The 24,300-nt window shown below is 68.4% G+C and carries 20 protein-coding genes; 7 read left to right on the forward strand and 13 right to left on the reverse strand.

Translation table 11 applies throughout. The features are described 5' to 3' along the window. Positions 1 to 4 precede the first annotated feature (4 nt). The 4 genes from scpA to GIY23_RS15580 all read right to left on the reverse strand — a co-directional run bounded on the left by scpA (position 5) and on the right by GIY23_RS15580 (position 5,157). Positions 5 to 2,221, reverse strand: a complete 2,217-nt coding sequence (gene scpA, locus GIY23_RS15565; RefSeq protein ID WP_154077324.1) for a methylmalonyl-CoA mutase — start codon at positions 2,219 to 2,221, stop codon at positions 5 to 7. After that, positions 2,218 to 4,095, reverse strand: a complete 1,878-nt coding sequence (locus GIY23_RS15570; RefSeq protein WP_154077325.1) for a methylmalonyl-CoA mutase family protein — start codon at positions 4,093 to 4,095, stop codon at positions 2,218 to 2,220. The genes scpA and GIY23_RS15570 overlap by 4 nt, the downstream gene beginning before the upstream one ends. A 228-nt stretch (positions 4,096 to 4,323) precedes the next feature. Next, positions 4,324 to 4,527 (reverse strand): hypothetical protein, encoded by a 204-nt coding sequence (locus GIY23_RS15575; RefSeq protein WP_154077326.1) that lies wholly within the window; start codon positions 4,525 to 4,527, stop codon positions 4,324 to 4,326. Positions 4,528 to 4,620: 93 nt separating this feature from the next. Beyond that, positions 4,621 to 5,157 carry a hypothetical protein gene (locus tag GIY23_RS15580; RefSeq protein ID WP_154077327.1) on the reverse strand — a complete coding sequence of 179 codons (537 nt, stop codon included), beginning with the start codon at positions 5,155 to 5,157 and terminating at the stop codon, positions 4,621 to 4,623. A 157-nt stretch (positions 5,158 to 5,314) separates the two neighbouring features. Here GIY23_RS15580 and GIY23_RS15585 point away from each other — a divergent pair, with 157 nt between their 5' ends. Next, complete coding sequence (locus tag GIY23_RS15585; protein ID WP_154077328.1) at positions 5,315 to 7,822, forward strand: DEAD/DEAH box helicase; 2,508 nt, start codon at positions 5,315 to 5,317, stop codon at positions 7,820 to 7,822. Positions 7,823 to 8,349: 527 nt separating this feature from the next. Next, positions 8,350 to 8,772, forward strand: coding sequence for a universal stress protein (locus tag GIY23_RS15590; RefSeq protein WP_154077329.1), 423 nt, complete (start codon positions 8,350 to 8,352; stop codon positions 8,770 to 8,772). 34 nt (positions 8,773 to 8,806) lie between these two features. Here the strand turns inward: GIY23_RS15590 and GIY23_RS15595 are convergent, their stop codons facing one another. From GIY23_RS15595 to GIY23_RS15625, 7 genes are all read right to left on the reverse strand, one after another. Next, positions 8,807 to 9,187 (reverse strand): MmcQ/YjbR family DNA-binding protein, encoded by a 381-nt coding sequence (locus GIY23_RS15595; protein ID WP_154077330.1) that lies wholly within the window; start codon positions 9,185 to 9,187, stop codon positions 8,807 to 8,809. A gap of 41 nt (positions 9,188 to 9,228) precedes the next feature. Continuing rightward, positions 9,229 to 9,798, reverse strand: a complete 570-nt coding sequence (locus GIY23_RS15600) for a GNAT family N-acetyltransferase (protein WP_407646772.1) — start codon at positions 9,796 to 9,798, stop codon at positions 9,229 to 9,231. A gap of 16 nt (positions 9,799 to 9,814) precedes the next feature. Continuing rightward, on the reverse strand, positions 9,815 to 11,512 hold the full coding sequence (locus GIY23_RS15605) for a formate--tetrahydrofolate ligase (protein ID WP_154077331.1): 1,698 nt from the start codon (positions 11,510 to 11,512) through the stop codon (positions 9,815 to 9,817). Then, positions 11,509 to 12,354 carry a methylenetetrahydrofolate reductase gene (locus GIY23_RS15610; protein ID WP_154077332.1) on the reverse strand — a complete coding sequence of 282 codons (846 nt, stop codon included), beginning with the start codon at positions 12,352 to 12,354 and terminating at the stop codon, positions 11,509 to 11,511. The genes GIY23_RS15605 and GIY23_RS15610 overlap by 4 nt, the downstream gene beginning before the upstream one ends. A gap of 16 nt (positions 12,355 to 12,370) precedes the next feature. Next, the gene (locus tag GIY23_RS15615; RefSeq protein ID WP_154077333.1) at positions 12,371 to 13,573 is read right to left on the reverse strand and encodes a glycine cleavage T C-terminal barrel domain-containing protein; all 1,203 of its coding nucleotides are present in this window, start codon (positions 13,571 to 13,573) and stop codon (positions 12,371 to 12,373) included. 101 nt (positions 13,574 to 13,674) lie between these two features. After that, a complete protein-coding gene (locus tag GIY23_RS15620; protein WP_154077334.1) occupies positions 13,675 to 16,182 on the reverse strand; it encodes a GcvT family protein in 2,508 nt (835 codons plus the stop codon). Positions 16,183 to 16,568: 386 nt separating this feature from the next. Then, positions 16,569 to 17,213, reverse strand: coding sequence for a GntR family transcriptional regulator (locus GIY23_RS15625; protein ID WP_154077335.1), 645 nt, complete (start codon positions 17,211 to 17,213; stop codon positions 16,569 to 16,571). Positions 17,214 to 17,737: 524 nt separating this feature from the next. Between GIY23_RS15625 and GIY23_RS15630 the strand changes: the two genes are divergently transcribed. The 4 genes from GIY23_RS15630 (at position 17,738) to GIY23_RS15645 (ending at position 21,385) form a co-directional block, all read left to right on the forward strand. Beyond that, positions 17,738 to 18,484, forward strand: coding sequence for an IclR family transcriptional regulator (locus GIY23_RS15630; RefSeq protein ID WP_154078890.1), 747 nt, complete (start codon positions 17,738 to 17,740; stop codon positions 18,482 to 18,484). A 122-nt stretch (positions 18,485 to 18,606) separates the two neighbouring features. Further along, on the forward strand, positions 18,607 to 19,026 hold the full coding sequence (locus tag GIY23_RS15635) for a CBS domain-containing protein (protein WP_154077336.1): 420 nt from the start codon (positions 18,607 to 18,609) through the stop codon (positions 19,024 to 19,026). Positions 19,027 to 19,170: 144 nt separating this feature from the next. Further along, entirely contained in the window at positions 19,171 to 19,776 is a 606-nt protein-coding gene (locus GIY23_RS15640) for a TetR/AcrR family transcriptional regulator (protein WP_154077337.1), read from the forward strand. Beyond that, complete coding sequence (locus GIY23_RS15645) at positions 19,760 to 21,385, forward strand: acyl-CoA dehydrogenase family protein (RefSeq protein ID WP_154077338.1); 1,626 nt, start codon at positions 19,760 to 19,762, stop codon at positions 21,383 to 21,385. The genes GIY23_RS15640 and GIY23_RS15645 overlap by 17 nt, the downstream gene beginning before the upstream one ends. 257 nt (positions 21,386 to 21,642) lie before the next feature. On the opposite strand, the gene GIY23_RS15650 is transcribed toward GIY23_RS15645, so the two are convergent. Together GIY23_RS15650 and GIY23_RS15655 are read right to left on the reverse strand one after the other, a co-directional pair. Continuing rightward, positions 21,643 to 22,335 carry an alpha/beta fold hydrolase gene (locus tag GIY23_RS15650; protein WP_154077339.1) on the reverse strand — a complete coding sequence of 231 codons (693 nt, stop codon included), beginning with the start codon at positions 22,333 to 22,335 and terminating at the stop codon, positions 21,643 to 21,645. A 143-nt stretch (positions 22,336 to 22,478) separates the two neighbouring features. Further along, positions 22,479 to 22,910, reverse strand: a complete 432-nt coding sequence (locus GIY23_RS15655; RefSeq protein ID WP_154077340.1) for an OsmC family protein — start codon at positions 22,908 to 22,910, stop codon at positions 22,479 to 22,481. Between the two features lie 305 nt (positions 22,911 to 23,215). On the opposite strand from GIY23_RS15655, the gene GIY23_RS15660 reads away from it, so the two are divergent. Then, on the forward strand, positions 23,216 to 24,295 hold the full coding sequence (locus tag GIY23_RS15660) for an alkene reductase (protein ID WP_154077341.1): 1,080 nt from the start codon (positions 23,216 to 23,218) through the stop codon (positions 24,293 to 24,295). Positions 24,296 to 24,300: the final 5 nt, after the last annotated feature.

The following is a 24,300-nucleotide window of genomic DNA, read 5'->3' on the forward strand; positions in this document are numbered from 1 at the left end:
GGAGTCAGTTCTCGGCCGCGTCGAGCTTGTCGAGCAGGCCGAGCGCGGCTTCGGCGATGACCGTGCCGGGCGGGAAGATCGCCGCGGCACCGGCCTCGCGCACCGCGTCGAAGTCGGCGGGCGGGATGACGCCGCCGACGACGACCAGGATGTCCTCCCGGCCGACTTCGCGCAGTTCCTCGCGCAGCGCGGGCACGAGGGTGAGGTGACCGGCCGCCAGCGAGGACACGCCCACGACGTGCACGTCCGACTCGGCTGCCTGCCGTGCGACCTCGGCCGGTGTCTGGAACAACGGGCCGACGTCGACGTCGAAGCCGATGTCGGCGAACGCGGTGGCGATGACCTTCTGCCCCCGGTCGTGGCCGTCCTGGCCCATCTTCGCGACGAGAATGCGGGGCCTGCGGCCTTCGCCCTGCTCGAACGTCTCCACGCGTTCCCGCGCTCGGTCGATGGCCGCCGAGTCGCCCGCTTCGTCCCGGTACACCCCGGAAATCGTACGGATCTGCCCGGTGTGCCTGCCGAAGACCTTCTCCATCGCGTCGGAGATCTCCCCGACGGTCGCTTTCGCCCGCGCGGCGTCCACGGCGAGCGTGAGCAGGTTGTGGTCGAGGTCGCGCGGGCGGTTGTCGTCGAGCGCGGCCTCGGCGGCGGCGGTGAGCTTGCGCAGCGCATCCTCACATGCCTGCTGATCACGTTCGTCGCGGAGCCGCCGCAGCTTGTCGAGCTGCTGGGCGCGCACGTCGGCGTTGTCGACGCGGAGGACCTCGATCTCCTCGTCGTCCCCGTCGTGCGGGTACTTGTTGACCCCGATCAGCGGCTGCCTGCCGGAGTCGATGCGGGCCTGGGTGCGGGCGGCGGCTTCCTCGATGCGCATCTTCGGGATGCCGGCGTCGATGGCCTGTGCCATGCCGCCCGCGTCCTCGACCTCGGTGATGTGGGCCCAGGCGCGTTCGGCGAGGTCGGCGGTGAGCCGTTCGATGTAGTGACTGCCGCCCCACGGGTCGATGACCCGCGTGGTCCCCGACTCCTGCTGCAGCACCAGTTGCGTGTTGCGGGCGATGCGCGCGGAGAAGTCGGTCGGCAGCGCGAGCGCCTCGTCGAGTGCGTTGGTGTGCAACGATTGCGTGTGCCCCTGTGTGGCGGCCATCGCTTCCACACAGGTGCGTGCGACGTTGTTGTAGGCGTCCTGGGCGGTCAGCGACCAGCCGGAGGTCTGCGAATGGGTGCGCAGCGACAGCGATTTCTCGTTCTCCGGCCCGAACTGCTTGATCAGCTTCGCCCACAGCAGCCGGGCGGCGCGCAGCTTCGCGACCTCCATCGCGAAGTTCATGCCGATGCCCCAGAAGAACGACAGTCGCGGCGCGAACGCGTCGACGTCCAGCCCGGCTTCACGACCCGCGCGTACGTACTCGATGCCGTCGGCCAGCGTGTAGCCCAGCTCCAGGTCGGCCGTGGCCCCGGCTTCCTGGATGTGATATCCGGAAATCGAGATGGAGTTGAACTTCGGCATCTTCTGCGAGGTGTAGGAGAAGATGTCGGAGATGATCCGCATCGACGGCTGCGGCGGATAAATGTAGGTGTTGCGGACCATGAACTCTTTGAGAATGTCGTTCTGGATGGTCCCCGCGAGCTGCTCGGGCGCGACACCTTGTTCCTCGGCGGCGACGATGTAGAGCGCCAGCACCGGCAGCACCGCGCCGTTCATCGTCATGGACACGCTCATCCGGTCCAACGGGATGCCGTCGAAGAGCTGGCGCATGTCGTAGATCGAGTCGATCGCCACGCCCGCCATGCCGACGTCGCCGGAGACCCGCGGGTGATCGGAGTCGTAACCGCGGTGGGTGGCCAGGTCGAAGGCGACGGACAGGCCCTTCTGCCCGGCCGCCAGGTTGCGGCGGTAGAACGCGTTGGAAGCCGCGGCGGTGGAGAATCCCGCGTACTGGCGCACGGTCCACGGCTGGTTGACGTACATCGTCGGGTACGGCCCGCGCAGGTACGGCGCGATCCCCGGGTACGTCTCGAGGAAGTCCAGCTCGCCGGTGTCGTCACCGGTGTAGAGCGGTTTGACGCCGACGCCTTCGGGTGCCTCCCAGGTCAGCGCGTCGGCTTCCTTGCCGGTCGAGTCGAGCACGGCGCGGTTCCACCGCTCGGTGTCGTGGCCGGTGCGCACGGGGTCGAGCGGTACGGTGGAGAAGTCGGGAACGACGCGGTCGCTGCTCATCGGGACACTCCCCACGTGCGGTGGATCCGGTGCAGCGCGTCGAGAGCGTCGCAACCGGTGTGGATGCTGAAGTCCACTGCGGACGGTGCGTTGTCGGGCGAACCGGCGAACAGGACGAGTTCCGCACCGGCCGCGCGCAGTGCGTCCGCCGTCTCGGCCGCGCGGTCGGCGTAGACCTTGTCACTTGAGCACAGGACGACCACTCGCGACTCCTGCTCCCGGTAGGCGGCGAGCACCTCGTCGGTGGACTCGGTCGCTCCCGCTTCGGTGGCGTCGATTCCGCCTGCCGCCACCAGGTTGCGGGTGAACGACGCGCGAGCGGTGTACGAGGCGAGCGGTCCGAGCGTCGCGAGGAACACCGTAGGGCGCGACGCGGCGGCGTCGGCGGCGTCGCGAAGTGCCTCGTAGTCCGCTGCGTAACGGACCCGGGCAAGGCCGCCGGACGGTGGTTCCGGAGCCTGTTCCCGTTCGAGCAGCGGTTCGTCGAGGTTGGGGAACTCGCTGATGCCGGTGATCGGGTCCGTGCGGTGCGCGAGCGCCCGACGTCGGCGCTGCCACGTCGCGTCGAGATCCGTTGCCGCGGAACCGGATTCGAGTGCGGCGTGAAGCCCGCCTGCCGCCTCGACACCCTGGAACGTCTCCCACGCGGCGTGGGCGAGCTCGTCGGTCAACGACTCGACGTACCAGGAGCCGCCTGCCGGATCGATCACCTGGGCGAGGTGGGACTCGTCCAACAGCAAAGCCTGGGTGTTGCGCGCGAGGCGGCGGGCGAACGAATCCGGAAGGCCGATCGCGGCATCGAACGGCTGCACGGTCACCGCCTGCGCCCCGCCCACTCCGGCCGCGAACGCCGCGATCGTCGTGCGCAGCATGTTCACCCACGGGTCGCGGCGGGTCATCATCGCCGACGACGTCACCGCGTGCTGCTGCTGGGCGCGGGCGGACTCGGAGGCTTCGCTGGCGCGGGTGACCTGTTCCCAGAGGCGACGAGCGGCGCGCAGCTTCGCGATGGTGAGGAACTGGTCGGCGCTGGCGGCGAAGCGGAACTCCAGCAGGCCCGCGGCCGTGTCCACGTCCAGGCCGGCCTCGGTGAGCAGACGCAGATACGTCGTCCCGGCGGCCAGCGAGTAGGCGAGTTCCTGCGCGTCGGACCCGCCCGCGTCGTGGTACGGCAGGCCGTCCACGGTGATCGCCCGCAACTGCGGTTGCTGCTCGGCGCAGTGGCGCGCGAGTGCTACGGATGCGGTCGTGTCGACGTTGACGCCGGTCCTGGCCTGGACGGACAGCGGATCGAGGCCGAGGTTGCCGGTCAGCGCGGCGGCTGGAACGCCCTGCTCGTCGGCCAGTCGCAGCAGCGCCTCCGCGGCCTGCGGGCCGTCGGCGCCCGCGTCGAGCACGACGCTGACCATGTCGAGGTGGACCTCGGCGAGCGCGTCGCCGAGCGAGTCGACCGCGAGCCCGGCGCCTCCCAGCTCCAGCCAGATGGAGTTGGCGCCGTTGACCAGGTCGGCGAGGATCTCGCGGTTCGTCACGGCCGCGTCCGGGTGCGCGTGCCGCACCCGGACCTCCCACCCCTCGGCGACACTGCCCTCGGGTCGGGCGCCGCGCACGTACGGCGCCGCGCCCGGAAGACCGGAGGCGGTCGCGTCTCGGTTCGTGTAGAGGGGGTGGACGGTGATGCCGTCGTAGGTCTCGGTGGCGAGCACGTCCTCGACGACCTCGGGTGTCGGCGCGTCCTCGGCGAGCAGCTTCGTCCGGCGCAGCACCTTCTCGACGTGCGCCTGCCACTGCGCGTACGTCGGCGTGGGGAACTCGTCACCGAGGACGAGTCCGGTGCCGCCGCTCACCGTTGAGAGTCGGTCCTGGGACGCCATGAGTGATGATGGTAGGCCGCGCGTTCGCGCATCGATCCCCCTCGGCAGTGTGACACACCTCGCAGTATCCATCCGAGCACCTCAGAAGCTCCCGCACGACAACTTGCACGATTCCGAACCTCCCCCACCAAGCAACCACTTGCTCACCAGGTGGCAAATTCGCGCGAATTTGCCACCCCGCTGTCCACAGGGAGGGGAGATGTCCCCACCGGGTTGGGGGATGTGGGGTCAGGAGGAGCTTCGGGGCGAGTAGAGGTGGTAGGTCCAGCCTGCCTCGGCGGAGTAGTGGAGCTCGTAGTGCGTCTCGATCTTCGGGCCCTCGTGCAGATGGATGTGCCGGAGCAGCCTGCCGCACACCGCTTCGGAGTCGCGGAGCTCCTGGACGCGCCCGTCCAGCGGCCCGCCGAGGAAGTGCACCGTGCGCTCGGCCATCGCTGCACTCCTTCGCGCTGCGTACCGGTCGCCTCCATCGTCCTCACCACTGCGGTCGCACGCGAACCGCGAGCGGATCATGCCGCGCGGACTTCAGGTCGGGAGTTGCTGGCCCTGGGCGTCGATGTAGCGAATCTGCAGCCCGACGGCCCCGTCGGGCCGGGGTGTGACGGCGGTGAACAGCGGGATCGGCACCTCCGGATGGCGCAGTACGCGGACCCGCTCGCTCCGCCCGTCCGGGGACGTCAGCTCGACCAGTTCCGCCCGTTCCGGAACGGTTCCGAAGGTCAGCAGGGATCCGCTTTCCGCGAAGTCCACGGTCTGCGGGCGGAACCCCGGGTCGGTCAGCGTCGTGCACCCGCGGACGTTCTGCAGTCCGTCGACGTAGGACTGCAAGCACTGCCTGCCTTCCGAGACCTGGGACGTCAGCGACCACGAATGCCCGGACTCCCAGCCGTCGGCGACGGTGACCTCGTGGCTCATCGAGATCTCGATCCGCTCACTGCTCGGCAGCCACGCGGCCGGAACCAGGCGGGCACCGAAGAACACGGTCGCGCCCCAGATCGCCAGATACACGACCCCGGCGAGGGCCACGACCGCGAGCGGCCAGCGGATCCACCTCCGCGACATGCCTCCCCGTTCCCCGGATTGTGCACCGACCGTGCACGCAGTGCCTCTCCCCGTGACCTTACCGACCGAACGCGGCCTGACTGCGGAGCGCGGATCGCCGTGCCGCGACGGACCCGGCTGTTCGAGGTCAGAGCTGACCAGGGACGATCGGACGACCATGACGCTCACCGACCAGCTCCCCGCCGCGGCCGAACCCGACAGCCTGCTCGACGCGTTCGTCGACTGGACATCGGGGCAGGGCATCGACCTTTACCCGGCGCAGGAGGAAGCGCTCATGGAGGTCGTGTCCGGGGCGAACGTCATCCTCAGCACCCCCACCGGGTCCGGTAAGAGTCTCGTCGCCACCGGCGCCCACTTCGCCGCGCTCGGCGCGGGCCGCCGCAGCTTCTACACGGCGCCGATCAAAGCGCTGGTCTCGGAGAAGTTCTTCGCGCTCGTCGACGTTTTCGGCGCCGCGAAGGTGGGCATGATGACCGGCGACTCCAGCGTCAACGCCGAGGCACCGATCATCTGCTGCACCGCCGAGATCCTCGCCAACATCGCGTTGCGCGACGGAAAGCGCGCCGACGTCGGCCAGGTCGTCATGGACGAGTTCCACTTCTACGCCGAACCGGAACGCGGCTGGGCGTGGCAGGTGCCGCTGCTCGAACTGCCGCAGGCACAGTTCGTGCTCATGTCGGCCACGCTCGGCGACGTCACCCGCTTCGAGAAGGAGCTCACCCACCGCACCGGCCGGGACACCGCCGTCGTCAGCTCCGCCGAACGGCCGGTGCCGCTGACGTTCCGATACGCGATGACGCCGCTGCACGAGACCCTCGAGGAACTGCTCGGCGGCGACCAGGCTCCGATCTACGTCGTGTACTTCAACCAGGCCTCGGCGCTGGAGCAGGCGCAGGCGTTGATGAGTGTCAACGTGGCCAGCCGTGAACACCGCGACCGGATCGCCGAGGCTCTCGGCGACTTCCGGTTCACCGCAGGTTTCGGCAAGACCCTCTCGCGGTTGGTGCGACACGGCATCGGGGTTCACCACGCGGGGATGCTGCCGAAGTACCGGCGCCTGGTGGAGCAGCTCGCGCAGGCAGGCCTGCTCAAGGTGATCTGCGGAACCGACACGCTCGGCGTCGGTATCAACGTGCCGATCCGCACCGTGCTGCTCACCGGGCTGACGAAGTACGACGGCGTGCGCACCCGGCACCTCAAGGCCCGCGAGTTCCACCAGATCGCGGGTCGGGCCGGCCGCGCCGGGTACGACACCTCGGGTTACGTCGTGGTGCAGGCGCCGGAGCACGTCATCGAGAACGAGCGCGCGATCGCCAAGGCCGGCGACGATCCGAAGAAGAAGCGCAAGGTCGTCCGCAAGAAGGCGCCCGAAGGGTTCGTCTCGTGGAGCGAGAAGACCTTCGAGAAGCTGCGCGAGGCCGAACCGGAGCCGCTGACGTCGAGTTTCGGCGTGAGCCACTCGATGCTGCTCAACGTCATCAACCGGCCCGGCGACGCGTTCACCGCGATGCGGCAGCTGCTCGAGACCAATCACGAGGACCGGCCCGCCCAGCGTCGCCACATCCTCCGCGCGATCGCGATCTACCGTGCGCTGCTGGCCGCCGGGGTGGTGGAGGAACTCGACACTCCCGACGACGACGGCCGGTCGGTGCGGGTGACGGTGGACCTGCAGTTCGACTTCGCGCTCAACCAGCCGCTGTCGCCGTTCGCGCTGGCCGCGATCGAACTGCTCGATCAGGAGGCCTCCCCGACGTACGCGCTCGACGTCCTGTCCGTCATCGAGTCCACGTTGGACAATCCCCGGCAGGTGCTGTCGCAGCAGCAGTTCAAGGCGCGCGGTGAGGCCGTGCAGCAGATGAAGGCCGACGGACTCGAGTACGACGAGCGGATGGAACTGCTCGAGGACGTCACGCATCCGAAACCTCTGCAGGAGATGCTCGACGCGGCCTACGAGATGTACCGGCAGGGGCATCCGTGGGTCGCCGAACACGAACTCGCCCCGAAGTCGGTGGCCCGCGACATGTACGAGCGCGCGATGAACTTCGTCGAGTACGTCAACCACTACGGTCTCGCCCGTTCCGAAGGTCTCGTGTTGCGGTACCTCGCCGACGTCTACAAGGCGCTGCGGCACACGGTTCCCGACGACAGCAAGACCGAGGACCTCACCGACATCGAGGAATGGCTGGGAGAACTCGTCCGCCAGGTCGACTCGAGCCTGCTCGACGAGTGGGAACGGCTGCGCAATCCCGTCGAGGACGACGGCGCTCCGGTGGCGCCGCCCACCGAGGAACCGACCGGGATCACCGCGAACAAGCGGGCGTTCCGGGTGCAGGTGCGCAACGCGATGTTCCGCCGCGTCGAACTCGCGGCACGCCGTGACCACGATGCGCTCGGTGCGTTCGACGACGACTGGACCGCCCAGGACTGGGCGGAGGCGCTGGACGACTACTTCGAGGAGTACGACGAGCTCGGCACCGGGGCCGATGCACGCGGGCCGCACCTCCTTGCAGTGACGGAGGAATCGGGCCGGTGGCTCGTGCGGCAGACCTTCCACGACCCGGAGGGCGACCGCGACTGGGGAATCAGTGCTGAGGTCGACCTCGCTGCCTCCGACGAGGAAGGCGCCGCGGTTGTCCGGGTCACCGACGTGGGCACGTTCGACTGACCGGAACCGCCGGGCCAAGACGAGGCGAACGGCACTTTCGCCCCATGTGATGGGGTGAGTGTGCCGTTCGCCTCTCGGTTGGGGTGGTGCGATCGGCGCTTTCGCCTCATGTGATGGGGTGAGTGTGCCGTTCGCCTCTCGGTTGGGGTGGTGCGAACGGCACTTTCGCCCCACGAGACGGGGTGAGCGTGCCGTTCGCCTCGAGGGGCGGTGTGCGGGGGTGGTCGAGCAACCCCCAGCTGTCCGACCACCCCCCGCTTCCGACTATGAGACGCAGCGACTCCCGTTCCGGTTGCCTCTCGACGGGAATCGAAGCACGGTCCCGGCAGAACCAGGCCGAGCACGTGGTCAGGAGTAGGCGCGCGAGAGAGCGTCTGCGCAGGTGATCTCCGTCTCCGTCGGGAACTGTACACACTGGCCGGTCGGTCCCGGGGTTTCGTCCGGGAGCAATCTTCGACATGCTCCTGGGGAGGAAGCCTCATAGGCTGACGCCGGGCGCATGCCCGAACCAGTGGAGGGAGTTGGTCATGGCGAACGAGTTGCCGGTGGTGGTCGTCGGAATCGACGGGTCCGAGGAGTCCGGGCGCGCGTTGCGCTGGGGAGCCGAGTACGTCCACCTTCGCGGCGGCATCGTGCACGCGATCTGCGTCTGGGCCCAGCCGGTCCAGCTCGGCTACCGGCTGCCCACGCCCGACCGCGAGCTCGAGGAACACGGTCAAGCCATGCTCGACTCGGCCGTCACGACCGCGCGCCAGGAGTTCCCTGACGTGCAGCTCAAACAGCGGCTCATCCGCGGGCACGTGGTGGACGAGCTCGTGGAGTTCAGCAAGCAGGCGGACCTGATGGTGCTCGGCAACAAGGGCCACGGCGCCTTCACCGGGATGCTGGTCGGCTCGGTGGCCATGAAGGTCGTCCACCACGCCACGTGCCCGGTGCTCGTGGTGCGCTAGCCCTCGCCCGAGAGCGCTGGTCTCGGCTGCGCGGTCACGAGTCGAGTTCGGCACGGAGCCGGGAGCCGGCGTTGAGGCGCCATCCCTGGTCGAGCAGCCCGGTGATCTCGCCCCAGTCCGGTTCGCCGTCCAGGCGCACGCCGAGCCAGCCACGCGTGCCGAGATACGGCGGCACGAAGTAGTGCTCCGGAGCTGACGAGACCAGCGCTTCCTGCTCGCCGGGCGGCGCCTTGACCCACACCGCGAGCCGACCGTCGTCGTGGTGATTGACGAGCAACCACGCGAACCGTTTGCCGCGTACGAAGAAGCCCACGTGCCCGTGAGACTCCTCGGCGGAGGTGCCGGGCAGGTCCGCCACGATGGTGCGGAGCCGCTCCTCGGCGGCACGCCGGTCCTGTTCTCCCCAGCCGGTCATCCGCCTACGGTAGTCGCGGACCACGACGTCGACTCGTCGAATCAGCCGGTCGCCGCCCATTCCACCCGGTCGAGGGCGTACTCGGTGTCGCCGTGCTCGCTGCCCGGCAATGGGTCCGGCCAGTCGAGGTGCACCGTCCGGACGTGGCGAAGGCCGCACTTCTCCAGGACCCGCCGTGAGCCGGTGTTCACCGCCATCGTGCTCGCCACGACCCGGCGTACCCCGAGTACCCGGAACCCGTTGTCGATCAGGGCGCGTGCGCCTTCGGTGGCGTAGCCGTGGCCCCATGCGGCCGTGCGGAGCCGGTAGCCGAGTTCGACGGTCGCTGGGTCGTGCTCGGGCCGGAACTCGAACCATCCGAGGAACTCTCCGGAGGACACGCCGACCGCCGCCCACCAGCCGAACGAGTCCGACCGGGCGTGCCAGTCGAGCATCCGCGGCAGAACCTCGTCGCGGACCGTCTCCCGAGGAGTCGGGCTGCCGCCGGAGAGATACCGCATCACCTCGGGGTCGGAGTCGAGCGCGACGAGCGAGTCGACGTCGTCGCCGGTGAACTGCCGCAGCAGGAGCCGTGGCGTACGCAGGTGCACCCTCACCTGCACAGTGTCCACCCTCGCACCACCGGTTTCAGCTCAGCCCGACGACCTCTCCGTTCTCGTCGAGGTCGATGCGTTCGGCTGCCGGATGCGAACCGAGTCCCGGCATGGTTCGCATGTCCCCGCAGATCGCGTACACGAACCCGGCACCGACCGAGGCACGCACCTCGCGAACCGGCAGCGTCCAGCCCGTCGGTGCCCCCAGCAACGCCGGGTCGGAACTCAGCGACAGGTGCGTCTTGGCGATGCACACCGGCAGGTTCCCGAACCCGAGACGGGTGTACTCGTCGAGTGCGCGAGAGGCTGCCGGCTGGTACGTCACGTCCGAGGCACCGTAGACCTTCGTCGCGATGGTCTCGATCTTCGTACGGAGGTCGTCGCCGTCGTCGTAGAGCATCTCGAAACGACTCGGTTCGCGGGTGGCGGCCGCGACGGCGTCGGCGAGATCGAGAGCTCCTTTCCCGCCGTCGCTGAAATGTTTCGTCACGGCGACGTGAGCTCCGGCTTCCTCTGCGACCCGGCGGATCGCGTCGTGCTCACTGGCGTGGTCGGTCGGGAAGGCGTTGATCGCGACCACGGGCGATACTCCGTGTACCCGGAGGTTGTCGATCTGCTTGCGCAGGTTGTCCGCTCCGGTCAGCACGTCCTCGGGGCTCTCGGCCACCATCCCGTCCGGCAGGTCTTTTCCCGCCACGACCTTGTACCGCCCGGAGTGTGCCTTCAGCGCGCGCACCGTCGCGACGAGCACCGCCGCGTCCGGGACGAGACCGGAGGCACGGCATTTGATGTTGAAGAACCGTTCCGCCCCCATGTCGGCACCGAATCCGGCCTCGGTGACGACGATGTCCGCACAGCGCAACGCGATCCGGTCGGCCACGATGGAGGAGTTGCCGTGTGCGATGTTGCCGAACGGTCCGGCGTGGACGAAGACCGGTGCGTTCTCCACCGTCTGCATCAAGTTGGGTTTGAGTGCCTCACGCAGCAACACCGCCATCGCCCCTGCCGCCTGCAGCTGTTCGGCGTTGACCGGTTGTCCGTCGGTGTCGTAGCCGACGACGATGCGCCCGAGCCTGCGCCGCAGGTCCGCGAGTGAGGTCGCCAGCGCCAGCACGGCCATGACCTCGCTGGCTGCGGTGATGTCGAAACCCGCCTGGCGCGGTGTTCCGTCCACGCGAGCGCCGAGGCCGGTGACGATGTTGCGGAGTTCGCGGTCGTTGACGTCCATGACGCGACGCCACGTGATCCGCGCCGGGTCGATGCCCAGGGCGTTGCCGTGGTGGATGTGGTTGTCCACCATGGCGGCGAGCATGTTGTGGGCGGCGGTGACCGCGTGCATGTCGCCGGTGAGATGCAGATTCAGCGCCTCCATCGGTACGACCTGGCTGTACCCACCGCCCGCGGCGCCACCCTTGATGCCGAACGTCGGTCCCATCGACGGTTGCCGGATCGCGATCGCCGCGCGGTGCCCGCGTTGCCGCAGTGCCTGCCCGAGGCCGACGGTCGTGGTGGTCTTTCCTTCGCCGAGCGGGGTCGGCGTGATCGCCGAGACCACCACGTACTTGCCGCGCGGCCGGTCGGCGAGCTCGTCCATCGCGGACAGCGACACCTTCGCGACGTGCCGTCCGTAGGGCTCGAGCAGGTGTTCGTCGAGTCCGAGCTCGCGACCGACGTCCGTTAGCTGCGCGGGGATGCTCGCGCGGGAAATCTCCAGGTCGGAGGGAATGGTCATGCCGGGACCTCCTCGATGCGCGCCGCGAGATCGTCGCGCCACCGAGCGGTGGTGGCGACCTCGTTGAAGGTGAACAGGTGCCAGCCGGCGACGTCGTACCAGGGCTCGAGCAGGTAGGGGGACAGCTGCTCGACCACGTCGTCGGCCGTGTAGCGGGACAGCAGTTTGCCGAGCCCGCCGCGTTGCTTGCGCAGGAACCGCATCGAGTCCCCGAGTCCGATCTTCAGCGAGATCCGCAGCAGTCTGGTCACGTCCACCGAGCCGGGAATGCCGATGTACACGGGCAGGTCGATGCCACGCCGCCGGACCGCGGTCAGCCAGTCGCCGATGGTCTGCGAGTCGTAACAGATCTGTGAGACGACGTAGTCGGCGTGGACCGATTTGCGTTCCATCGCCTCGACCAGATCCTCGTCGGAGATCGCGGAGTGCCGCTCGGGGTAGCCGGTGATCCCGATGCGCGACGGTCGCCGCCCGGAGTCCGTGATCGCCCGCAACAGCGCGAGTGCGTCCGGAAACGGTCCCGCCGGTGTGGGCCCGTCACCGGCGATCACGAACACCTCGCTGACCCCCGCGTCGTGGATCCTGTCGAGCAGTGACGACAGCTGGGACGTACCGACGACCTGCCGAGCCGCCAGATGCGGTACCGCGTGCATCCCACGAGCCGCGAGATCCTCGGCGACGTCCACTGTGGTCTCCGGACCGCGTGACGGCGACGAGGTCACCGTGACCGTGGTTCCGGTCGGCAGGGCGTCGACTCGGTCGAGCACCCCGTGGGTGGGCAGCACTTCGAAACGGGCTCTGCCGAGCAGGCTCCGAAGCTGCTGCGTGCTGGTCGCGTCCATCCCACACCTGCCTGTGTCACGCGCCGACGGTGCGCCGCTGCTGTGCCTTCGGGATGTCCTTGCTCGGGTCGTGGAAGGGTTTCCGGACGACCGTCGCGCGCTGCGGACCGTGCTGGGTCTCGATCCGCAGCTCCGTGTCGAGCTCCTGGTAGGCGATCGGCACCATGGCGTAGCCGATGTTGCGTTCGAGCCGCGGCGACCAGCACGCCGAGGTGACCTCACCGATCCGCAGGCCGTGCGGGTCGTGCACCGGGAAAACGTCGATCATGGCGCCGTCGTTGAACGAGCCGACCCCGGGGCCGTCGATCTCCACACCGACCAGCTTGCGCGAGACGCCCTCTTCCTTGATGCGCTGCAACGCGGCTTTGCCGAGGAAGTCCGCGTCCTGGTCGAGGTCGACCATCCAGGTCGCTTCGAAGCCGTAACCCACCTCGAAGGGGTTGGTGTCGTAGGTGATGTCGCACCCCCACGACAGGATTCCGGCTTCGATGCGCCGAATGTGGCACGGTCCGATGACGTCCATGTCGTGGGCCCGGCCGGCTTCCCAGATCCTGTCCCAGAGCCGGACGCCGTTCTTGCTCGCGTCGTGCAGGTAGATCTCGTAGCCGAGCTCGGCGGTGTAGCCGGTGCGGGAGACCACGACGTCCATGTCGTCGAGTGTTCGGTCCACCGCGTAGTAGTACGGAACATCCATGATGGACTCCCCGAACAGGTCCACCATCACGTCCCCGGAGCGTGGCCCCTGAATCTGGACCGGGGCGACGTCGGGAACCCGGATCTGCACGTTCATCCCCATGCTGTGCGCGAGTCCTTTGGCCCACAGCAGCACGTCGCTGTCGGCGAGCGAGAGCCAGAAGTGGTTCTCGCCGAGCCGCAGGAGTACCGGGTCGTTGATGATCCCACCGTCCTCGGCCGTGATGAACACGTACTTGCACTGGCCGATGCGGCACTTGTTCAGGTCACGCGGCACGAGCATGTTCGTGAACTCGAACGCGTCCGGTCCGGTGATCTCCACCTGTCGCTCGACACCGACGTCCCAGAGAGTGACGCCGTTGAGCAGGTGCCAGTACTCGTGGACCGGATCTCCGTAGTGCCGGGGGTGGTAAGTGTGGTTGTACACGCTGTAGAGCCCGACACCGTGGCGGCGCGAGGCGTAGAAGTACGGTGATTTGCCGATCCTCGGGTACTGCAGGACACCGGGCGCGGGATTGACGGTCATGGTGTGCTCCTCGGGAACGAGAAAAGGGTGTGCCGAGCCACCGGGTCCGGCGGATCCGGGTGCGATTGGGGTAACGGGGTGGATCGGACGGCGCTGTTGGTTCAACGCCGCATGCGGCTCATGTCTGGATCGAAGAACGGATCGGCGACGACGGTGGCCGCATGTCGCCGGTCGAAGTACGACACCCGCAGGGGAGTGCCCTCGCTGCTGTACTCGGCGGGAAGCCACGCGTAGGCGAGGCTCGCGTCGACGGTGTGGCCGTAGGCGGCGCTGGTGGTGAACCCCACCGCAGCGTCGTCGACGAACACCGGCTCGTTTCCGGAGACGACCGTGCCGTCGTCGATCCGCAGGCAACGCAGGAGTTTGCGCGGGTCGGATTCGCGTCGGCGCAGGAGCGCGTCCCGGCCCACGAACTCGCCCTTGTCGGGTTTGACGGCGAATCCGAGTCCGGACTCGTCGGGATCGTGCACGCTCCACATGTCGGCTCCCCAGGCGCGGTAGCCCTTCTCTATCCGCAGGGCGTTGAACGCCCCGCGCCCGGCGGGAACGATCCCGTACTCCGCGCCGGCTTCGGCGAGCAGGTCCCACAGGCGCAGGCCGAACTCGGCGCTGGTGTAGAGCTCCCAACCGAGCTCGCCCACATAGGACAGTCGGAGCGCGGTGACCGGCACTTCGCCGACGAAGAGCCGCCGGGCCCGGAAGAAGCGGAACGCCTCGTGCGAGACGTCGATGCTCGCCAACTCGGCGAGTACCTCCCTGGCGTGCGGTCCCCACAGGCCGATGCAACAGGTTCCGCCAGTGATGTCGCGGACGAACGTGGTGTCGTCGGCATGGTCCTGCATCCAGGCGATGTCGCGTTGCCCGTTGCACCCGACCTGAAAGGTGTTTTCGGACAGACGGGCGACGGTGATGTGCGCTCGGACTCCGGCGTTCGGTTCGAGCATGAGAGTGTAAGTCACGTATCCGGGTGTGCGGTCGAGCTGGTTGGTCGTGAGTCGTTGCAGCAGGCCGAGTGCGCCCCGTCCGGAGACCTCGGCGCGAGCGAGCGAGCTCATGTCGTACATCGCGACGCCCTCGCGGGTCGCCTGCTGTTCCGCCGCGACGATCGGGGACCAGTAACGCCCGGCCCAGTCACCAGGAGGGTGGATCGTTCTTTCGTCCACAAGAGACTTGTTCGTCTCGAACCAGTGCGGGCGCTCCCATCCGTTGGCTTCGAGGAAGAACGCTTCGTGTTCCCGGTGGCGCACGTAGAACGGACTGGTGCGCAGCGGACGCGGGTGCTCGGGCGGCTGTTGCGGATGCACGATGTCATAGACCTCGCGGAAGTTCTGCGCGCTGCGTTCGGCCACGTACGAGGGGCCGTGCGCGAAGCCTTCGAACCGCCGGATGTCTCCGGACCGCAGGTCGATCGTGGGCTGCTCGCCCGTCATCCACTCGGCGACGGCCTCGCCGACACCGGCCGAGTGGGTGATCCAGACGGCTTCGGCGATCCAGAAGTTCGGGACCTCGCGGGAGAGCCCGAGTACCGGCGAGCCGTCGGGTGTGAACAGGAACAGGCCGTTCATACCCTCCGCGATCTCGCTGTCCTGCAGAAACGGCAGCAGTGTTCGGGCGTCCGACCAGGGCGTCTCGAAGTCTTCGGGGGTGAAGTCGTGTACCGAGGCCATGCCTTTCCAGCCGCCGCCGGACGAGGGAGCTTCGGCGCCGTCGCCGACAGCCGCGGTGCGTGTCAGGTCGCTGGCCCGGACCGGAATCGCGCGATGCTGGTAGGAACCGATGCCCACGCGGTCGTGGATCTGCCGGAAGTACATCGACCGGTCCTGGTGCCGCAGGATCGGTTGTGCGACTTCGGCAGCGTGGCCCGCCCATTCGGGCAGCGGCGTGGTGACCGCGTACTGGTGGGCAAGTGGCTGGACGGGAACGGACACCCCGGCCATCGCGCCGACGCTCGGACCCCAGATTCCCGCGCAGCACAGCACCCGGTCCACCTCGACGTCGCCACGGGAGGTGTGGACGACGGAGATTCGTCCGCTGTCGAAGGAGAATCCGGTGACCTCGGTGTGGTCGGCGAACCGGGCTCCACGCCGCTCGGCCGCCGCGGCCATCGCCTCGGCTGCGCGCACGGGCTTGGCGATGCCGTCCGTGGGTACGTGCAGCCCACCGTGGATGAGCGCGGCGTCGATCTCGGGAATACGTTCCAGGACTTCCGAAGCGCCGAGCAGTTCGGCCTCGACACCCCATGCCTGGGCTTGGCCCAGCTTGCGGTGCAGTTCGTGCCAGCGTTCGGGGGTCGCGGCGACCTCGATCCCGCCGACCTGGTGGAAACAGTCGGCCTCGAAGCTCGTGAACCGCTCGACGGTGCGCGCGGCGAGCTGGGTCATGGTCTGGGAGGCGTTGGTCTGGAACACGAGGCCGGGTGCGTGCGCACTGGAGCCCCCGGTGGCGAACAGCGGTCCCTGCTCAAGGACGAGGACGTCGGTGAGGCCGCGTTCGGCGAGAGCGAGCGCGGCGCTGCATCCCACGATCCCGGCGCCGATGACGACGACCTCGGCGCGCGGTCCGAGGGTGCTCTGGAAGGTGGGGGCGGTGCCCGCCGCGGTGGATGTCATGATCGCCACCTGTTGCGTATAAAACAACCAACTTCGTATAACGCAACAGTGCGCCCGGATCTCGGGACGCGTCAAGAGCGGCAGAGAGTGGATTTTCGCCGGTGATCACGAGCGCCCTCGAGCGAGAAACGGAGGCGAAAACACGCAGTGATCAGCGGGTTGGGCTCGTAGCCCGGACGAGCTAGTTCCGGCGGTGGAACGGGCCAATGACAGCGCGCGAGCAGTGTGTCAACTGTGAATTCTCGGTTCCGGTACGGCCACGACGGTGGGCGGAATACCGGGCGCGCGCCCGGGGGCCAATTCTGTCCGTGCCCGACCGCGATCATCGAGATCGCAGCGGCCGGCGACCGTCACCGACCGCAACGTGCCGTTGCCGAGTCCAGCGCTCAGAGGGCCGCGCGGATGGCGGCTTCGAAGTGGCGGACGTGGGCCACGGCGAGCCGGTCGGCCTTGCCCGCGTCGCCCTGGACGACGGCGTCGAGCAGCGCAGAGTGTTCGGCGACGTGCTCTGATACGTCGCTGAGGCGCTCGAAGAACAGGCACCAGATCCGCAGCGCCAGGTTGTAGTGCTCGTCGAGCATCGCCCGCAGGTAGGGGTTGTGAGTGCACCGGTACAACGTGCGGTGGACTCGCGCGTCGAGGTCCATGACCGGAGCCCGAGCATTCCCGGAGCGATCCACGAGAGCGCGCAACTCGGCGAGCTCCGCACGCTCGGCGGCAGTCGACCGCTCCGCCGCGCGGCGCGCGCCGTGACCTTCCAGTTGCAGGCGCACGTCCGCGATCAAGCCGTGGTCGGTGATGTTCACCTCGGTGACGAAGCTGCCGCGCCGGGGGTAGATCGCGATCATGGATTCCCGCTCCAGCCGCTTCACCGCCTCGCGGAACGGGGTGCGCCCCACGTCGAGTTCGGCGGTGAGTACGTCCTCGCGCACGGGGGACCCCGGAGTCAGCTCCAGCGCGACGATGCGGTCCCGAAGTGCCAGGTAGGCGCGTTCTGCCTGCGACCCGGCTCCGTTGACCTGCTCTCTCATGCCCACCAGTCTAAACGGTGACTGACATTCCAGTCTTCGCCCAGCGCGAGCGTGAGTCTTTTTGGTGGCTATAGCAACCAAAAAGACTCACGCCCGGACTGGGCCGAGTCCACTGTGGCTGTACATGAGAATGTCGCGGTGGCACAACGTTGAACCGTCCCGCGTGGACTCCGGGGGGCCGCCTTGTCGAGCCGTGCGACCGGCGGCCTTGGCCTGGTGTGTGTCGTCGCGGAGAGACTCGTCGGCAGGGATGCCGCGCTCGAAACCCTGCTTGGTCACGCACCGGTGATCGTGTGACAGACTGGACCGACCCCGGAGTACCGGCCCCGCTGCGCGCGTTCGTTGTCGGAGTCGTGCCGACGCGCGTCGACCGGAGCCATCTCCGACGGGTGGCTGTGCCGGAGGTAGTGTTGCGCAGGGCGGAACGTGCCTTATCCTGTGCACAGTCGGAAATTGCTGTCGACCAGGTCGGTGCCGTCGTGACCAACGAGGAACAGGCACGAGGGCGCGGTTCCGGAGCGCTCGTGCAGTCGGTGGACCGGGCCATCACCGTGCTCGAACTGCTCGCCCGCCACGGTGAAGTGGGGATCACCGACATAGCCGCGGAGCTCGGTGTGCACAAGTCCACCATCTCGCGGCTCGTGAGCGTGCTGGAGGCACGCGGGCTCGTCGAGCAGATCAGCGAACGCGGCAAGTACGCGATCGGGTTCGGCATGCTCCGGCTCGCCGGGGCGGCGGCCGACCGCATGGATCTGCCCAAACTCGGACACCCGTACTGCGAGTCGCTGGCCACCGAGCTCGGCGAAACCGTCAACATCGCCATCCGCGACGACGAAGTGGCGATCAACATCAGTCAGGCCAGGGGCACGGCGGCGGTCACCGCCCACAACTGGGTCGGGCAGCGCACGCCGCTGCACGCCACGTCGAGCGGCAAGGTGCTGCTGGCCCACGCTCCCGAATCGGACCAGGATGCTCTGCTGGCCGAGCCGCTGGAGCAGTACACCGTGCGGACCGTCGTCGACCCCGACGAACTCCGCTCGGACTTCGCACTGATCGTCCGTGACGGCTATGCCACCTCCTACGAGGAACTCGAACTCGGCCTCAACGCGGCCGCCGTCGCCGTTCACGACCAGGACGGCGCGGTCGTCGCCGCGCTCAGTGCCTCCGGCCCGTCGTACCGGTTCTCGCGACGGCGGATGCGCGACGTCGTGGGTGCGATGACCGGAGCGGCGAAAGACCTCTCGGCGCAGCTGGGGTACATGGAGGTGTGAGTCGGCTGGTGACCAGCGCGGATGTGGTTCACGCTGGGACGTGACCGCTGTTCCGGCGGTCGAGGACCGGCAGGGCGCGTGTCCGCTCGCGTCGGCGCGCGCCGACGGAGGAGTGAGTAGTCATGGCCACCGCACGCGAGATCATGCACGCTGGCGCGACCTGTGTCGGTGAGGACGAGTCGATGCTCACCGCCGCTCGGATGATGCGAGACCTCGATGTCGGGTCGCTGCCGATCTGCGGTAACGACGACCGGCTCAAAGGCATGATCACCGACCGGGACATCGTCATGCGCTGCTGCGCCGAGAAGCGTGATCCGGCCGACGTCACTGCCTCGGAGATGGCGAACGGAATGCTGTACTGGGTCACGGCGGACGACGACATGGCCGGTGTGCTGGCGATGATGGAGGAACACCAGGTGCGGCGGATGCCGGTGATCGACCAGCATCGGCTGGTGGGCATGATCTGTGAGTCCGACCTGGCCCGCAACGTCACCGACGAGCAGCTCGCGCACTTCGTCGGGCGGGTGTCCTCCCGGGCGTGAGTTCGCGGCCGGGGCGTAGAGCGGTTCGGCCCGGCTCGGCGCGACGACGAGCAGGGGCCACGGAAGCTCGGTCGCCTCGGCCGGCCGGGGCTCCGGGAGCGCCCCACCTTGACGGCAAGTAATGAACCGGTGTTCACTTCTTGAGTGGCGTACCGGCGGACCGAGAAGGTGCAGCGGCGGCTCGACGCGCAGCGCGACGCGCTCGTCGACGCCGCCGCGGCACTGCTCGCCGAGGGCGGGTGCCCGTCCGTGTCCGTCGCCGCCGTCGCCGAGCGCGCAGAGGTCGCCGTTGGCACCGTGTACCGGCACTTCGCGGGCAAGGCCGGACTCGTCGTCGAAGTGTTCCGGCGGATCGTGTCCAAAGAGGTCGCCGCCGTCGAGCAGGTCTCGGCCTCCCCCGGTGACCCTGTCGAACGAGCGGCCACCGTGCTGGAAACGTTCGCCCGGCGCGCGATGAAAACGCCGCGCCAGGCTTACGCGTTGCTCGCCGAGCCCGTCGATCCCGAGGTGGAGGCCGAGCGGCTGGTGTTCCGTCGCGCCTACCGCGATGTGCTCGCCGCGCACATTCGAGCCGGGGTGCGGTCCGGGCACCTGCCCGCGCAGGACGCCGACGTCACCGCGGCCGCCCTCGTCGGGGCCACCGCCGAAGTCCTCATCGGACCGTTGACCTCAGGGAACACCGAGATAGTGCCCGAACTTCGTACGTTCACGCTCCGTGCATTGGGAGGCCACGATGGCCGCGACACATGACGTCACCAACCAGGTGCCCGACCTCGTCGGGCACGACGTGGCCCACGACCCCGCATTGCTCGAGTCCCTGCACCGGCACGGTGCTGGCTGGGCCGAGGCCGAACTGCGTGAACTCGGCGTCCACGCAGGGTCGGCGAAGGCACAGGAACGGGGCCGGCTGGCGAACGAGAACCCGCCGAACCTGCACACGCACGATCGCGTCGGACACCGCATCGACGAGGTCGAGTTCCACCCGAGCTGGCACGAGCTCATGGAGGTCGCGGTCTCCCGTGGCCTGCACGCGGCACCATGGCGGGACGAGCGCCCGGGGGCCCACCTCGCCCGCGCGTCGAAGCTGCACGTGTGGGGCCAGGTCGAAGCCGGACACACCTGCCCGATCTCGATGACCTACGCGGCGGTTCCCGCGCTGCGGCACTCACCCGAACTCGCCGCCACCTACGAATCGCTGCTCGCCTCGACCCGGTACGACCCCGGTCTCGGTGTCCCCGCAGGTAAGAGCGGGCTCATCGCGGGCATGTCGATGACCGAGAAGCAGGGCGGATCGGACGTGCGAGCCAACACGACCGAGGCCACACCGACGGACTCCGGCGGCCACGTCCTCGTCGGGCACAAGTGGTTCACCTCCGCGCCGATGTCGGACATGTTCCTCACGCTCGCGCAGGCTCCCGGGGGGCTGTCGTGTTTCCTGGTTCCGCGCGTCCTTCCCGATGGCAATCGAAACCCGATTCGGTTGCAGCGGTTGAAGAACAAGCTCGGTAACCGGTCGAACGCCTCCGCCGAGATCGAGTACGACGGAGCCCTCGGCTGGCTCGTCGGCGACGAGGGCAGGGGTGTGCGGACGATCATCGAAATGGTCAACAACACGCGACTCGACTGCGTGATCGGCGCGGCTTCCGGCATGCGTGCGGGCGCGGTGCGCGCCGTGCACCACGCTCGGCACCGCGCGGCGTTCGGCTCCGCACTCGTCGACCAGCCGCTCATGCGCAACGTCCTCGCCGATCTCGTCGTGGAGTCCGACGCGGCGACGACGATCGCGATGCGGTTGGCCGCTGCAGCCGACCGCGTCGACGATCCTCAGGAGCAGGCGCTGCGCAGGCTCGGGCTGGCGGTGACGAAGTACTGGGTGTGCAAGCGCGGGCCCGCGCACGCCGCCGAGGCCGTCGAATGTCTCGGCGGCAACGGCTACGTCGAGGACTCCGGCATGCCGAGAGTGTACCGGGAGGCTCCGTTGCTGGGCATCTGGGAAGGTTCCGGCAACGTCGCCGCGCTCGACGTGTTGCGTGCCATGGCCAAACAGCCCGACTCGGTCGAGGCGTTGTTCACCGAGATCGCACCGGTCGAGGGTGCCGACTCGCGACTCGACCGCGCGGTGTCCGAGGTGAAGAAGGAACTCGCCGACTTCACCGATGCCGAGTACCGGGCACGCCGTGTCGTCGAGCGGATGGCTCTGGTGCTTCAAGGTGCCGGGCTCGTCCGGCACGGCCACGAAGCGGTCGCCGACGCTTTCTGCGCCTCGAGGCTGGAAGGGGACGGGGGGCTCGCGTTCGGGACGCTTCCCGTGGGGACCGACACCGAGTCGATCATCGAGCGAGCGCGGGCACGGTTCTGAGAAGTTGTCTATGGTCTGTGGTGGTGGTCACCTACCGGCGTCCCAGCTTGCCGCTCGCGGCGTTGGGGTCGCCTCGAGTACCAGCACGTACGCAGCGGCGGCCCCGGCCTTGCGAGCGACAACCTGGAACGCCGGAGCTTCTCACCGTGCTCGGGCTGAGCACGCGAGACCATGCCCTGACGGGCATCAGAACAAGAACACACACAAGCTGAGACGAGATCCGGCCGTGCGTGCGTCCACACGGCCGGATCTCGCGGTCACTGCGGGACTGTCCCGCGAACGACCTCGGCCAGTTCCGCCGGACGCGTCAACATCGGACCGTGGCCGCTGTCGACGTCCACCGCGCGGTTCGTGTGCTGAGCCATGTCGCGTTGCAGTTCCGGGGAGAACACCCGGTCCTGGGTGCACACGACGTAGGTCGACCGGTGTTCCCGCCAGCCCAGCGCCGGTGCTGTTTCGCCGAAGCTGGATACCTGATGCACGCCGAGCGAGTCCAGCACCGGGGCCACCTGCTCGTCCGTGGCGTCGTTGAACACGATCTCGCGAGCGATCTTCCTGTCCAGGCCGGCCGTGCCGTCGTCGTGCATGACGAAACCGTCCCCGATCGTGCTCGGTGACGGATCACGACCCATCAAGTCCTGTAGGGACTCTCCTTCTCGCGGGAGCGCCGCGCAGACGTACACGAGGTGCGCGACCCGATCGTTTCCCGCCGCTGCCGCGGTGATCACCATTCCCGCGTAGGAATGCCCCACGAGCACCGCGGGTTCGTCGAGCCCTTCGAGCGCTGCGCGGACGGTTTCCGCGTCGGCGGAGAGGTTGCCCGCAGGCCCCTGGGTCGGCAGATCGACGGTGTGCGCCCGAAGTCCGCTGCCTTCGAGTTCGCTCACGACGTCCTGCCAGGCCCAGCCGCCGGTCCACGCGCCGTGGACGAGCAGGATCGGTGGACTCATCTCGGATTCCTCCTACGAGGTTGCGCGGATTGATCTGCGTTGGTGGTTCACCATGCTTGACCGCCTCAATCCGCGCGGCCTCTACGTGGTGGTTTCGCGGGCTGAGGGAGCCGTGCGAACGCTCGGGTGAGCGAGTCGGATCGTCAGGCCAGTGTGGCGTCCATCGTGATCGTGGTGCCCGTCAGCGCGGCCGAGACGGGGCAGATCTCCTTGGCCTTCTGCGCGGCGTCCTGGAAGGTGGCGTCGTCGGCGCCGGGAACGGCCGCACGGACGGTCAGGTGGATTCCGGTGATCGCGAACCCGTCGCCCTTCTTGCCGAAGCTGACCTCGGCGCTCGTGTCGATGGTCTCGGGGGTGAGCTCGGAACCGCCGAGCAGGCCGGACAGTTGCATCGAGAAACACGAGGAGTGCGCGGCCGCGATGAGTTCCTCAGGGCTGGTCTGCCCGTTGGGGTCCTCAGAGCGGGTCGCGAACGAGACCGGGAACTGCCCCGCGTTCGACGAGTCGAGCGTGACGTTCCCGGATCCGGACCCCAGATCGCCGGTCCAGTGCGTCGTCGCGTTGCGGTCAACCATGAGACTTCTCCCTTACGCGTGCTCGGTTGTCACTCGCTTGCCGGTACGTGCAACGCCGCCGAGTATCGCTGACGTTCCATGATCCCGCGGTGCGGAATCTCACCGGGTTCGGCACCAGTCCGAATCGCGCGCGGCTCCGAAGTCGTTGCTCGGAGCCTTCCACTGCCTCGGTTCCGTTCATATCGGACAGGTGTCCGGTGTGGACCCTGGACTGTGAAGTGACACTCATCGTCGGACCGGAATGCCGTCCCGTCCCTGCCGAGTTGTTGAACGTGAGAGTAATCGGCGACGGAAGGACACCGGACGTGACCACCTCCCTGAAACAGAACAGCACCTTGCTGGAACCGTTGCGCGCGGGCGCCTTTTCGCTCCCGCACCGGATTCTCATGGCACCGTTGACGCGCAACCGGGCGGACCGCGACGGAACGCCGAACGAGCTGCAGGCGACCTATTATGCGCAGCGTGCGCAGGCCGGTCTCGTCATCAGCGAGGGGAGCCAGCCTTCCGCGGTCGGCCAGGGGTACCCGAATACTCCCGGTGTCCACACCGACGCCCAGCAGAACGGATGGGCTCGGATCGTGCGCAGTGTGCGTGACGAGGGTGGTCAGTTCGTCGTCCAGCTGATGCACGCGGGTCGCATCTCGCACGTCGACACCACCGGCACGCAGCCCGTCGCACCGTCGGCGGTGCGGGCCGCGGGGCAGATCTTCACCGAGTCCGGGATGCAGGCACACTCGGATCCGCGCGCATTGGACACGGATGAGATCGCGTCCGTCATCGCGGAGTTCGTCGACGCCGCGCGGCGCTCGGTCGCGGCAGGTGCCGACGGGGTCGAACTGCACGCGGCCAACGGGTACCTGCTGCACCAATTCCTCGCCGACGGCGTCAACCAGCGCACCGACCGCTACGGCGGAGATCCCGAGAACCGCGCCCGGTTCGTGCTGGACACGGCACGGGCCGTGGCCAACGAGATCGGAGCCGACCGGGTCGGTGTCCGTGTGTCGCCGGGCCACCCGTTCAACGACGTCAGCGAGACCGACCTGTCGGTCTACGACGTGCTCGCGACCGGCCTCGGCGAGATCGGCATCGCGTACCTGCACGTTCTCTGCGAGGCCGACGACCCGGTACTGGCGAAGCTGCGCGGCGCGTTCCCCGGAGTGCTGGTGTTCAACTCCGGGTTCGGCGCGGACTCCGACCCGCACGAGCTCGAGCAGCTCGTCAAGGACGGGCGGGTCGATGCCGTCGCCGTGGGTCGGAAGTTCCTCGCCAACCCGGACCTGGTCGACCGGTGGACGCAGGGAGCGGAACTCAACGAGCCCGACCAGTCGACGTTCTACGGCGGCGACCACCGCGGCTACACCGACTACCCGAAGCTGACGGAGTGACCGGG

This window comes from Allosaccharopolyspora coralli (assembly GCF_009664835.1).
GTDB classification, from domain to species: domain Bacteria; phylum Actinomycetota; class Actinomycetes; order Mycobacteriales; family Pseudonocardiaceae; genus Allosaccharopolyspora; species Allosaccharopolyspora coralli.